The organism is Methanoculleus oceani (assembly GCF_023702065.1).
In the GTDB taxonomy this organism is placed as follows: Archaea; Halobacteriota; Methanomicrobia; order Methanomicrobiales; family Methanoculleaceae; genus Methanoculleus; species Methanoculleus oceani.
Genome location: NZ_QFDM01000003.1, coordinates 368952 through 380267 on the forward strand (window position 1 = coordinate 368952; position 11316 = coordinate 380267).

At 60.3% G+C, this 11316-nt stretch carries 14 protein-coding genes and 1 tRNA gene; 2 read left to right on the forward strand and 13 right to left on the reverse strand.

The features are described 5' to 3' along the window. Positions 1–55: 55 nt before the first annotated feature. Both DIC75_RS11500 and DIC75_RS11505 read right to left on the reverse strand, forming a co-directional pair. Positions 56–1090, reverse strand: a complete 1035-nt coding sequence (locus tag DIC75_RS11500; protein ID WP_250988180.1) for an endonuclease NucS domain-containing protein — start codon at positions 1088–1090, stop codon at positions 56–58. A 120-nt stretch (positions 1091–1210) separates the two neighbouring features. Continuing rightward, the gene (locus DIC75_RS11505; protein ID WP_250988181.1) at positions 1211–1504 is read right to left on the reverse strand and encodes a nucleotidyltransferase family protein; all 294 of its coding nucleotides are present in this window, start codon (positions 1502–1504) and stop codon (positions 1211–1213) included. A gap of 104 nt (positions 1505–1608) precedes the next feature. On the opposite strand from DIC75_RS11505, the gene DIC75_RS11510 reads away from it, so the two are divergent. Next, complete coding sequence (locus tag DIC75_RS11510; protein WP_250988182.1) at positions 1609–2007, forward strand: winged helix-turn-helix domain-containing protein; 399 nt, start codon at positions 1609–1611, stop codon at positions 2005–2007. A gap of 269 nt (positions 2008–2276) precedes the next feature. On the opposite strand, the gene DIC75_RS11515 is transcribed toward DIC75_RS11510, so the two are convergent. The 4 genes from DIC75_RS11515 to DIC75_RS11530 form a co-directional block, all read right to left on the reverse strand. Further along, positions 2277–2660 (reverse strand): hypothetical protein, encoded by a 384-nt coding sequence (locus tag DIC75_RS11515; RefSeq protein ID WP_250988183.1) that lies wholly within the window; start codon positions 2658–2660, stop codon positions 2277–2279. 246 nt (positions 2661–2906) lie between these two features. Next, positions 2907–4262, reverse strand: coding sequence for a M48 family metalloprotease (locus DIC75_RS11520; protein WP_250988184.1), 1356 nt, complete (start codon positions 4260–4262; stop codon positions 2907–2909). Beyond that, on the reverse strand, positions 4259–4945 hold the full coding sequence (locus DIC75_RS11525; protein WP_250988185.1) for a hypothetical protein: 687 nt from the start codon (positions 4943–4945) through the stop codon (positions 4259–4261). Before DIC75_RS11525 ends, DIC75_RS11520 begins: the two co-directional genes overlap by 4 nt. Before the next feature lie 45 nt (positions 4946–4990). After that, positions 4991–5075 (reverse strand) — tRNA-Leu (locus tag DIC75_RS11530). Between the two features lie 153 nt (positions 5076–5228). Here DIC75_RS11530 and DIC75_RS11535 point away from each other — a divergent pair. Beyond that, entirely contained in the window at positions 5229–5690 is a 462-nt protein-coding gene (locus tag DIC75_RS11535; protein ID WP_250988186.1) for a cupin domain-containing protein, read from the forward strand. Between the two features lie 14 nt (positions 5691–5704). On the opposite strand, the gene DIC75_RS11540 is transcribed toward DIC75_RS11535, so the two are convergent. The 7 genes from DIC75_RS11540 to DIC75_RS11570 all read right to left on the reverse strand — a co-directional run bounded on the left by DIC75_RS11540 (position 5705) and on the right by DIC75_RS11570 (position 11238). Beyond that, the gene (locus tag DIC75_RS11540; protein ID WP_250988187.1) at positions 5705–6886 is read right to left on the reverse strand and encodes an aminotransferase-like domain-containing protein; all 1182 of its coding nucleotides are present in this window, start codon (positions 6884–6886) and stop codon (positions 5705–5707) included. Between the two features lie 43 nt (positions 6887–6929). Continuing rightward, positions 6930–8669, reverse strand: coding sequence for a DUF2070 family protein (locus DIC75_RS11545; RefSeq protein ID WP_250988329.1), 1740 nt, complete (start codon positions 8667–8669; stop codon positions 6930–6932). Positions 8670–8752: 83 nt separating this feature from the next. Next, a complete protein-coding gene (locus DIC75_RS11550; protein ID WP_250988188.1) occupies positions 8753–9643 on the reverse strand; it encodes a carbohydrate kinase family protein in 891 nt (296 codons plus the stop codon). Beyond that, on the reverse strand, positions 9640–9978 hold the full coding sequence (locus DIC75_RS11555; RefSeq protein ID WP_250988189.1) for a DUF555 domain-containing protein: 339 nt from the start codon (positions 9976–9978) through the stop codon (positions 9640–9642). The genes DIC75_RS11550 and DIC75_RS11555 overlap by 4 nt, the downstream gene beginning before the upstream one ends. Before the next feature lie 21 nt (positions 9979–9999). Then, positions 10000–10527, reverse strand: coding sequence for a nitroreductase family protein (locus DIC75_RS11560; protein ID WP_250988190.1), 528 nt, complete (start codon positions 10525–10527; stop codon positions 10000–10002). Further along, a complete protein-coding gene (locus DIC75_RS11565; protein WP_250988191.1) occupies positions 10514–10870 on the reverse strand; it encodes a hypothetical protein in 357 nt (118 codons plus the stop codon). The genes DIC75_RS11560 and DIC75_RS11565 overlap by 14 nt, the downstream gene beginning before the upstream one ends. 56 nt (positions 10871–10926) lie before the next feature. After that, on the reverse strand, positions 10927–11238 hold the full coding sequence (locus tag DIC75_RS11570; RefSeq protein WP_250988192.1) for a DUF5350 domain-containing protein: 312 nt from the start codon (positions 11236–11238) through the stop codon (positions 10927–10929). Between the last annotated feature and the right edge of the window lie 78 nt (positions 11239–11316).

Below are 11316 nucleotides of genomic sequence, written 5' to 3' on the forward strand. Positions count from 1 at the left end.
GTCGGGGATGGTTAAGGTATGGGTTGGAGATGGGTCAAAGAGCGGCGACCGGCCTCTATCCATTGCCTTCCCGCAGCAGGGTGGAGATGTCTTTCTCGGTCCTGCAGAGGCGCACCATCGATTGTGCAATCCGGTAAGGGTCAACCTCTTCCCCGAAGAAGAACTGAAGCCTCGTCCATCCGAACGGGTCGGTAACCAGCTCGACCCGTTGCGTATCCGGGATCGCTGTGGAAAGATGATCGCGGAGTCCGGGCAGGAAGTCCGCAACCTTCGGGTACTCTCTGTGTCTGACCTGTATCTCGATACTGATCGAATCCTTCCAGTCGCCAAACTCGTAGTGCACCGCTGCCGGCCACCCTTCGCGGTATACGCGGACGTTCTCCCTGGTCGCATGCGTTGAGAATATGGGCGGCTTTAACTTCGAGAACTTCTCGACGATCAACCGGAGCCGCAACCTCTGTCTCTTTATCTCCGGATCCGCCTCTCCCGATACCAGGAAGCGAGAATGGTAGAAGTACTCGTGCCTGCTGAGCCGGTAGCGCTCGACCACCAGCAACCGCAGATCGAGATCGCTGTGTTCGTTGAGGTAACTGAACTCCCGGATAAGGTCGTTCGGGGCAGCGTCGAGGACGATGATGCCCCGGATCTGCCCGGCTCTCAAATACGAGGCAACGTTGCTCTTCAGCAGGGCGAGCCGATCTTCGGGATTCTCTTCTCCTTCTGCGCCGGCCATAGATTGCAATGCTTCTTCGAGAAGGCCTGCAGATCTCTCGTTCACCTCGTCGGGCGTAAGTCTGCCCATTGCAGAGAGGTAGTCGCAGAGCCGGCCGACTGCTTCACGCCGCGACTCCTCGTTGCGGGACAGTTTCACCTCGACGATGACCGGCAGCCCATTGCTGTCGATGAGAAGGATATCGGCGAATCCGCCTTCGAACGGAAACTCCCGGCTGATCGTGACGAGCGCGGAATCGCCCCGGTCGACGAGGAGCACCGGATGCCCGGCCAGGATCTCCTGCAGTTCGTACTCGTTCCTGAAGGGTTCCGGCTGCTGGGCCAGCTCGCTCCCTTCGCCTATTCGTATCGCAGGCATCGAATCTCCATAGCGAATATGGCGGGAGAGGTTGATATGTTTATCAATAGAACGGGTATCGCGTCATTCGCGTATCAGGCAGCGCCATCGCGAAGTTACCGCCCGCGCTCCTGCTCGATCTCATGCAACAAGGAGATCCCGGGTAACCGATCTCCGGATCTCCGGGCGGAGTGCCGCCTCCGGCACGACGTCCACGCCGGACCCGAGTTTTTCTTCGAGGTACTGTGACAACCCGACGAAGTCGAAGAGATCCGCACCGGAACCGAACTCGACAAGTACGTCGATATCGCTGCCCTCCTCCTGTTCCTCACGGGCATACGACCCGAAGAGAGCGATACGCTCGACATGATAGCGCTCTCTGAGTTCGGCCTTCAGGGAGCGGAGGATCTCGAGGACTTCGGTGCGGGTTTTCATGTGCGTCACGCTCCTGCTGTATGTCCTCTTACGCTCGCGGATTGGTTTAATCTATTGTTCTCCGTGGGAGCATCGGCCCCGGCCACCTCCCGAACAATCTGACAGTGGCAAAAATCCGGGCTGGTAACTCCAATATCAGGAATCCGATCCTGGCATCGTACGTCGCAAAGGGGCTGCTGCCATACCGCGGCCTCGGCTCCGGCATCAAACGGGCACTCGAAGACTGGCCCGAGATCGACTTTGCCGATGACCGGGACGGCTGTCTCTTCACCGTCACTGTTCACCGAAAGGAGGAGAAAAGTTCGGAGAAAAGTTCGGAGAAAAGTTCGGAGAAAATCCTCGCGCTCCTGAAGGCAGAACCCCGGCTGGCAGCCAGAGAGGTCGCAGAAAGGCTGGAAATCACGCAGAGAGCGGTTGAAAAGCAGATCGCCAAACTTCGTGAAGATGGTCGGCTCCGTCGCATCGGCCCTGCCCGGGGCGGCCACTGGGAGGTGCTGGAATGACCTTCACCGAAGCAAGCCTCATCCCCGGGACAGGTGAGCCGCCACATAATCGAGGGGAAAGACCGGCTCCGTGAGGAGATGTTGCCCGGGTTACCTGAACCTGCTCGTGACACGGGAGTAAAACAAAAGAACAAACTACCGTCCCACAACGGAACGGTAGCGAGTATAACAGGTACACATACTGCACAATCTCATAAGTGGTTTTTGGTGTCACCGATCCAGAATGCGCCGTTATAGGCAAGTGAAAAAATGAGACGTTCTCCCCGCCATCACTGCGCCGCCTTCTTCTCCTGAACCGGGGGATTCTTGATCGTAACATCGACCGACTTCGAGTTCTTCCCGCGAACCTCCACCTTGTACGTCCCCGGCGCCGGGAACTTGTGCGCGAAGAACGTGTAGGTCTGCGGGCCGCCGGCCGAGAGATCCTGCTTCTTGTTGACCATCTCGCCGTTGATCCACAACTGCGCCTTGAAGTGCGTGTTCCAGTCCGAGGAGGGGATGCCCTCGTTGTCGAACCAGTAGCCGATGCTCACCGAAACGTTCGGGAAGAAATACACGTTGCCCTTCTCGTCGCGGCCGCCGCCCGTGCTGCCGCTGACCGTGGCAGTCGCTTCGACGGAGTTGATGGTTGCATCCCGATATGTAGGAGCCATGCCCCCTCATTTATAAAAGTAGTATAATAAATTACCTCTCTGCCGCATTACTGCTCGCAGGTCCGTCAATACCGCGTGCGGGATCGTTTTGCCGCTATCCGGATTCGCATGCGGATGTTGAGCACTCTTGAGATTCGCAATCGTAAATTCCGGATACGAGGAATATGAAAAAATCGTGTTAGTGTTGATCTAGGGTGGGGTCGTATACTGAGGCTGTTATGGGCGGACTATAGACCAGAAGTACCGCTACGTGAGTAAAGTGCCCGTTAAGAGTACGGCTAGAATGAGCGTAATTATCCCGCCCATGAGATGCGCTCTCTTCCACAGGAGAAGACTACTATTATCCTCATCGGACGGCAACCCATGCAGGAATCTCACGATGAAAGGCCACAGCAGGACACTTACGCCGACGAATAAAAGGGATGTTGCGGTAATGATAGTCACCCCCGGGAGGATACGTGTTGCGGTGGAGACTGATCGTGGAGCGGTCAAGAGAAGCCCTAGATCGAATGTGGCGTAATACAGGACCGTAATAAGCATAGATACGACCACAGCGGCTGGAAAAAACAAAATGAGCAATAACATGTGAATGAAAGGCGCAGAGACTCGTTGTAACATAAACAACCGAAGCCTTGTAGGAGGATGTGTCATACGTGCGAGGAGCCACCTCCATCGGGAAACCGGCATGGAATACAAACTTAACGCTCTGACAAGTGGTGCCGATGCCCCTTGGCACCGGGCTGCAACACAGTCGGCCGCAAGTTCCGAATACCAGAGGGCTGCCAGTGGTAAGAAGATAATACTCGCAACCCACATCAGGGATGTCAGCAAAATTATGAATAGCCCCGGGAGAGCTATGAATAGAAAATTACGATGTATCACTAGAAGCCATGCAAATATATTGATAATAAATTCCCCGGGCGGCATCGATCCAGAGAGTTCGATGAACATTGGCTGAAATGAAGTCACGAGGGCTACGATGAAAAACGGGACAACGACCGTAACAACAAAGAGGACGGGCCAGAAGTTGAGCAGGATTCGAAAACCGCTTCCCGCACCGGTGATCAGGGTGTCACCGTTTCGGACATGGGCGATCTCATGAAGGAGGACTCCGCGAGCACTCTCGTTATCCGTTTTCCAGAGTTTCATCACACCCCCCATGAGGCCCATACCCGCCTTTTGAAAACTGCTGGGATAGATGAAAACTACCTGATCCGTGCGCATCGGGTTGTTCAATATGGAAACATCGGGCAGGTAGTTCCGGATAAACGCGGAAATCTCTGGGATGGTTGCGATCTGAACTTCGTCTGTAAGGCCATATTTCCGCCGTATGTACGATCGTCTGATAGACGGAGCTACAAGAGAAAGAACGCCGATGATTATGATCAGCAGTGGGAAAATCTCAAAAAAATTTGCTAATCGAAAAAGAAATCCAAACGGAACGAGCTCCTCGCCTGGAAGAGGGGTCGTAGAAAGCATGTCGGAAAGCAATATCAGGAGAAAATTCAGGTTAAAACGAAAGGTTGCTATAAAGATTATAAGCCATATCCAGAGATAAGGAGGGAGGAGGTATAGTTTTCCTTCCTCTGGAACAATATTCATGTACTTTCCTTAAGGCGCCCGATAGCCTCCATGGTTCCGTCAGGCTGTTCCAATAGTGCGCGGATTATCCGATATGCGATGCAGCCACGCTCTTCTTCCGGAAGAGGGATATCTTTCAGTTGTTCATCGATGATCGATACTACCTGCCTGAGTGAGTAAATCGGTTCTTGCACCCGATCTGCACCTTGCTGAAGTTCGGGTTCGACAAGAACCTCTTTTGTCCGGTCATGTAGCGAGAGGATATTACAGACCGTCGTCAGGGTGTTGTTTATTGATGCCGTCGAACCCAGGAGGTTGAGAATGTATGGAACTGCGGCAAAAATTCCCGCAAGAACGTGGGGAAGAAGAAAGACCATTCCCCCGGGCACAAACGAGCCTTCAGGGGCGTTATCCGTCTTGAAAAGTGCCTCCCGCTGTTTCCCCCCGGCGATAAAAGCACTGACAAGCAACGGGGCGAAATCAGACTCGTCGGGTATCGCATTCTCGGCAAGATGAATCGACCACAGTTGAAGTGACGACGACAGCTGTTCAGGCGCCATACCCTTCTCACCCAGCTTCAGCGGGGCACTAGAGTACATATGAGCATATAAAATTATGGAATAAAACAAGGCAATGATCTCATGGTGAAAAAACGCAGAAAAGCGCCTTGTCTGGCCGGGGCTCACTTTGTTTGCCCCGACCACCTCCCGAACAACCTGAATGTGCGGGGATATAACCCAAATTCCAGATGCGAGGGATGGGATTCGAACCCATGGACCCCTGCGGGAGTGGATCTTAAGTCCACCGCCTTTGGCCGGGCTTGGCTACCCTCGCTCAAGAAGAGAACCAATACCTATTGTCAATGGAACGTATTAAGTCCGACGCCCGGCCGGGTCTTCGGCGAAAACCGGGTCCGGCAGGCCCTCTCCGTCTCAACCCCCGGGCCCAAAGGTATTTGAGGCCGGGCCCGGAAAGCTGGAAACCGCCATGGAGACGAACCGTAACCCGGACAGGCCCGAAGTGCCCTACTGGCACGTCTGGACCGATGAGGACGGCGTGAGCCGCCAGGACCGCTGCAGGATGAGCAACTTCGAGTTCGCGAGCATATCGAGCGGTGCCGCGCCGTCGTGGATCGACAGGCTGAGCAACCCGGCCGCCCATGTGGTCGTCCTGGTCCTGCCCGCGGGCTGGGTCGGCGAGTGGCACGAGAACCCCGAACCGCAGTGGATCGTGCCCATATCGGGCCGCTGGTTCGTGGAGACGATGGACGGCACGCGGGTGGAGATGGGGCCGGGGGAACTCTCGTTCGGGAACGACCAGAACACCCGGCCCGACGAGCGGGGACAGAGGGGCCACCGTTCGGGGACCGTGGGCGACGAGCCGGCGGTGCTGATGCTCGTCCAGGTGGAGCGGGCTCCGGCACGGAGCCGGCCCTGCCTGCCCGAATAGGGTGCGACCCCGGTCTAGGCCGCCAGCCGCCGTACCACCCTCGCCAGCCGGTGCATCCCCTCGGCGATCTCCTCCTCGCCGGCCGCCGAGAAGTTCAGGCGGATCGTGTCCTCCCCGCCGCCGCCCACAAAGAACGGCGCACCGGGGAGGACCGCGACGCCTTCTTTGACGCCCTCGCAAAAGACCTCCATCGACGAGACGCCGTCCGGCAGGGTCGCGGTCATGAACATCCCGCCCTCGGGGTTGGTGTGGGTCGTGCCCGGCGGCATCAGGTCGTCGAGGAGATCGCAGATCAGCCGGCAGTGCCTGCCGTAGACCGCCGCGACGCGGCGAACATGGGCGTCGAGATCGTGCGTTACGAGGTAGCGGTGCAGGATCACCTGGCAGAGGAAGTTCGAGTGCAGGTCGGCCGCCTGCTTCGCGACGTTGAACTCCCGGAGGACCGGTGCCGGCGCGTACAGCCAGCCGATCCGCATCCCCGGGGCGACGATCTTAGAAAACGACCCCGAGATCACCGTCTGGTCCGGGAGGTAGCGCTTCACCGGCAGCCGGGGCTTCCCGTCGAAGAAAAGTTCTCCAAAAGCGTCGTCCTCGTAGAAGACCGTCTCCGTCCCCTCGAGGATCTCCGCGACGGCCCGCCGCTTCTCCTGCGAGTAGGTCCTCCCCGAAGGGTTCTGCGAGTTCGGGATGCCGTAGAAGAACCTGGGTGAATGCTCCCGGACAAGCGACTCGAACGCCGCGAGATCCGGCCCGTCCTCCTCGAGCGGAACCGAATAGAAGTCGGGCTCGTAGAGGGAGAAGGCCTCGATAGCGCCGAGGTAGCCGGGCCGCTCCATCCCGACGGCGTCCCCGGGGTCGAGGAAGATCTTCGCGACCAGGTCAAGGCACTGCTGGGAGCCGTTCACGATCTGGATCTCCTCAGGCGTCGCCGGGAGGCCGAGCCTTCTCCGATAACGGTCGGCGATGAACTCCCGGAGCGGCCGGTAGCCGTCCGTCGTCGTGTACTGCAGCGCCGTCCGGCCCTCTTCGGCGAAGACCTCGCGGGCCGCCTCCCGGATCCCCTCGACGTCGATGTAAGCCGAGCCCGGCAGGCCGCCGGCGAACGATATCACTCCGGGGACCGTCGAGACGCGGAAGAGCTCCTTGAGGAACGACTCCGGGATCCGCCTCATCCGGGAAGAAAACCGGTACTCCATGAACCAGTGTTGGACGTCTCAAAAGAAAAAATGCCATCCCGCCCTACTGGAGCACGAGGTAGGCGAAGACCGAGAGCAGGAACGCGAGCACGAGGATCATGAAACTGATCGGGGCGATGAACGCGAGCATCGCGTTGACGGTGCTTGCGAGCTGCGAGACCCGCTGCGACCCGAAGACGACGATCCCCTCGCACGAGGCCGTTGCCGCCCCCACCCGGGCCGGAGCGAGGTCGGCGACCGCTTCGGTGACCGCCTGCTCGACGTACGGGACGATCTCCTTCGCCGGAACCACGTAGCCGACCGGGTTCTTGCCGCTGACGGTATTCACCGTGTGCGTGTCGGTGGTCATGATCTCGGCCTCATCGACGAATTCGAGCACCACCGCGAGCAGGCGTTCGCGGACACCCTGGGCCATGTTGTTCCCGTCGACCAGGACGTAGGCCGCCTTCTTCCCGCCGACCTCCGTCGCCAGCACCTGCACCCCGAGCGACCCGAACCCCTGCTCGCGGGAGAACGGGACCCGGACGTGGGAGACCCCGATCGCGAGCGGCTCCGCGGGGAGGTCCCGCGCGACGGCGAACCCCTCGTGTGCGGCGGCGATGTACTCCGTCGCGATCCGCGTCGCCGGGAGGACCGGGGAACCCACGCTGGTCATGCAGTTGTGGGCGTCCACGAAGGCGACATGGGAGAAGGAACCCCGCCCTTCCGCCATGATCGCCATCCCGATCGAGTAATCGAGGTCCTCCGTCCGCTCCGGGGACCGGGTGCTCACCATCAGGAGGGCGTCCCCGAACCGCTGGCAGAGGATCGCCACGGAGCCGGAGACCACCCGGACCGGGCGGCTCGCGGTGCCTGAGAAGGTAAGCCCCTCCCGGGACGCCTCGACGGCGCAGGCGATCTTTTCTATCTCGCTCTCCGAGACCAGGTTGAAGTCATGGGTGGCGCAGCCGTGCGCGACCAGCGTCTCCTCGGGAAACGTGTCGTGGAGGAGCCGGGGGAGGTTGCCGCCGCCGACGTCGCCCATCGGTCCGGGGTGGACGTTCGGGACCGTGAAGAGGACATCCCTCCCGGAGTCGCGGGAGAAGAAGAGCGAGACCTCCGGGACGTAGACCTCCTCGCCGATCTCGCGGAAGAAGTCTTCCATCTTCTTCGAGCCGTCAGTCAGGTGGGCGATGAAGGTGTTGAGGAAGTTGAGCCCGCTGATCTGGAACGCCCGCTTCAGCGGCCGCTCGATCAGCCAGATCAGGGAGACAAAACCCAGCCCGAAGACCCCCTGGAGGAGGAGGGCGTAGGGAACGAACCCCGGCGTGAAGAACCAGGCACCGACCGCTATCCCGGCCGCACCCTGGATGAACGCGGGGAGAACCATCCGGGTGATCCGGTAGTCGGCGACGGCTACGAGGACCAGCAGCCGGAGGCCGAAGACCAGGCCGAGAGCGCCCGCGTAGAGCGTGGGGAAGAGGTCCCTGCCGAAGACCAGGACCGGCGAGAGACTCAGGATCACCGAGAGAACCGTGCAGGTCAGGGCGAGGAGAGCCGACCGGTTCCAGGTGATATGCCGGCCGGAAACCCCTACCAGCGGCACGGTCAGCAGGAAGGCGACCAGTGCCGGGACCGTGAACCCGAGGGTGCCGATCAGGAAGAACTCGGGCCCGGCCCGGTATGTAGCGGCGTCGATGAGAAGCCCGAGCACGATGAGGATCGCAAGCGATCGCGGCCAGGACGGGGCGGAGAAGATATAGCGGGTGAGCCGCTCGACCCGCACGTCGGGGCCGAACTCCATCAGGCGCCCCCGTGTGCCGCTCTCGGGCCGGGAGCAGAAGCCGGCATCTTCCCGCCGGCGATCAGCGCTGTACACCCCATAATTCAGACAATTATTTCCCCGGGCTCACCAAAGACCTTCCGGTAGCGTGCAAGCATCCGGTCCCAGTCGGGAAGGTTCGTCTGGGTGCCCGTCCGCTCGACGACGAAGGACGAGACCACCGCTCCCGCACGGCAACAGTCGAGCGGTGCGTAGCCCTTCCGGAACGCCGTGAGGAACCCGGCCCGGTAACCGTCGCCGGCGCCGGTGGGGTCGACGGCTTCCACCCTGACGGCCGGGACGTGGTGCTCCTCGCCGTCCATGCAGAGGATGCTCCCTTCCGCTCCCCGGGTCGTGACCGTCATCGGGATCGACGCGACGAGCGCATTCCGCTCCAGTCCCAGCATATCGCACATCCGGTCCATCTCGTGGTTGTTCGAGAAGAGGATGTCGATCTTCGCAAGGATGATCTCGAGCTGGTCGGGAGTGTAGCGGAGGAGGTCCTGGCCCGGGTCGAAGGAGGCGAATCTGCTTTTTTCGGCCACCCGGACGTTGAAGTCGGGGTCCGCCGTCGCCATGTGGACGAAGTCGAGAGCGGGGGCTTCCGCCCGGGAGAACGCGGCGGAGGCACCCCACTCGAAGAAGGTCTCCTGGTCGCCGGCCTCGTCCGTAAAGACATAGGCGGTTGCGGTCCGGGCATCCCTGACAACGGAGAAGTCCTGCACGATCTCAAGATCGTGCATCCAGAGGTCGTAGTCGCTGCCCGGGAAGTCGCCGCCGACCGATGAGATCAGCCGGCACCGCTCCCCCAGGGTCGCGATCCCCGCCGCGATGTTCGCCGCTCCGCCGCCGAAGTAGACCGAATGATCGGTGATGTACGTCGAGTTGTGCCGCCCGGGAAGTTTCGGTACCCGGAAGAGGTGATCGATGGCGGTATGCCCGACGACGGCGATCATAATGCCTGCACTTCCTGGACCTTCAGCGGAACGTCGTGCAGCGCCTTCCCGACGACCGACTTCGCTATCCGGGCCGCGTGTTCGTCGGACTCCGCACGGAAGACCTTCATCTGGAGCACGAGCCCGACGAGGGCGGTATTGGCGACCACGAGCGCGGTGTTCAACTCGCCCTCGCAGTAGGGGCAGGCGATCATCCCCGCCTCGATCTCCACGAACTTCGCCGAGGGGTTGAGCCGTTTCCCGGCCTCGCTGATCGCGATGCTCACCGCGTCGTCCATAGACTTGACGTCTTTAATTATCCACGCTGATTCAAGCGTAACCAAATAATCCGGCATAATCTCTCCGAAATAAGTATCCTACCAGGTCTCACGATGCACGTGCTCTTCCACCGGCATCCGCTCCATGGGTTCGAGCGGCGGCGTTCCCCTGCCGACCGCAAGAAGCGCGACGGGGCGGAGATGCTGCGGGAGGCCGAGGACCTCGCGGACCTCGTCTTCGTTGAACGCCCCGGTCCAGCACGAGTGAAGGCCCCGGGCATGTGCGGCGAGCATCATGTAGGTGCAGGCGATGGTGGCGTCCTCGAGCGCGTAGAGGATCCCCCGCTCCCCGTAGTGCGACATCGAGCGGACGTAGTTCGCACAGACCACGAAGATCGCCGGCGCCTCCCGGATATGCACCTGCTCGAGGGCCGCGAGCGCAAGTTCCACCCTGACATCCTCATCGGTGACGACGACGACGTCCCAGGCCTCGCGATTGCCGGCGCTCGGCGCAGTACTTGCACAGGCCAGGATGTCATCGATATCCTCCGGATCAAGCGGCTCCCCGGAGTATTCCCGGACCGACGACCGTGCTTTCAGGAAGCGAAGCAGTTCAGAGGAGTTCATGCTCTTTGAGCGTATCCCACGCTGCCTGGGCTGCGGTCGTGACGGCGCTGACGGCCCTGCTCATCCGCTCCGACGCGGCGCCCAGTTCCATGCTCTCGGTCAGGCTGATCGCCTCGTTGAGGTGATCGATGGCTTTCTTAAACTCAGAAAGTTCCGTATCGCCATATGCAAACTCAAGCTCCGAGCGGATCGACTCGAGCACCATCAAAAGCATCCGCTTTCCGCCGGGCTTCTCCTGGAGCGGAAACTGTATCAGCGCTGTCGTCAGCTGTGACCCGACAATCAGTTCGGATTTCGCCCGTTCGGCAAACTGATAGGTTCTGATGGCGGTTTTGAGATCCATACCACATACTGGAACTCGCTAGTATAAAAAGTATTGAAGGAGAAGAGGGGGACGGTTTATCTCGATTTCTGCTTGGTCCCGAGAGCCGACACCTTGGCGCGCCGCACGCTCCGGCGTACCCGCACGTCCATCGTGGGGGTGCCTCCTCCTCCTCTGCCGCCCCGGCCGCCACGTCCGCCACGTCCGCCGCGTCCGCCGCGCCGCTGGTCCTGCCCCTCCCGGTTCGCCCGCTTCTGGATATCCGCCATAGCCTTGAACCGCTGGTTCGGGCCGGGTTTCTTCACTTCGCCTTCACTTGCAGGGACGAGTCTTATCTGCCCCTTCACGCCCTTGACCTGGGCCCACTGGACACTTCCTGTCTTTCCCATGATGAAACTCCTTTATATTTATGAGCAGACCCGCAGATAAAAGTAACCCGGGACAGGCCCGGGTCAGGAAGCGAGCGT

Coding starts and splice junctions, on each gene's coding strand:
- DIC75_RS11540 (WP_250988187.1), bottom strand. CDS start 6,886: ATGGAGTACCGGTTTTCTTCCCGGATGAGGCGGATCCCGGAGTCGTTC.
- DIC75_RS11500 (WP_250988180.1), bottom strand. CDS start 1,090: ATGCCTGCGATACGAATAGGCGAAGGGAGCGAGCTGGCCCAGCAGCCG.
- DIC75_RS11565 (WP_250988191.1), bottom strand. CDS start 10,870: ATGGATCTCAAAACCGCCATCAGAACCTATCAGTTTGCCGAACGGGCG.
- DIC75_RS11555 (WP_250988189.1), bottom strand. CDS start 9,978: ATGCCGGATTATTTGGTTACGCTTGAATCAGCGTGGATAATTAAAGAC.
- DIC75_RS11570 (WP_250988192.1), bottom strand. CDS start 11,238: ATGGGAAAGACAGGAAGTGTCCAGTGGGCCCAGGTCAAGGGCGTGAAG.
- DIC75_RS11505 (WP_250988181.1), bottom strand. CDS start 1,504: ATGAAAACCCGCACCGAAGTCCTCGAGATCCTCCGCTCCCTGAAGGCC.
- DIC75_RS11550 (WP_250988188.1), bottom strand. CDS start 9,643: ATGATCGCCGTCGTCGGGCATACCGCCATCGATCACCTCTTCCGGGTA.
- DIC75_RS11545 (WP_250988329.1), bottom strand. CDS start 8,669: ATGGAGTTCGGCCCCGACGTGCGGGTCGAGCGGCTCACCCGCTATATC.
- DIC75_RS11520 (WP_250988184.1), bottom strand. CDS start 4,262: ATGAATATTGTTCCAGAGGAAGGAAAACTATACCTCCTCCCTCCTTAT.
- DIC75_RS11515 (WP_250988183.1), bottom strand. CDS start 2,660: ATGGCTCCTACATATCGGGATGCAACCATCAACTCCGTCGAAGCGACT.
- DIC75_RS11535 (WP_250988186.1), top strand. CDS start 5,229: ATGGAGACGAACCGTAACCCGGACAGGCCCGAAGTGCCCTACTGGCAC.
- DIC75_RS11560 (WP_250988190.1), bottom strand. CDS start 10,527: ATGAACTCCTCTGAACTGCTTCGCTTCCTGAAAGCACGGTCGTCGGTC.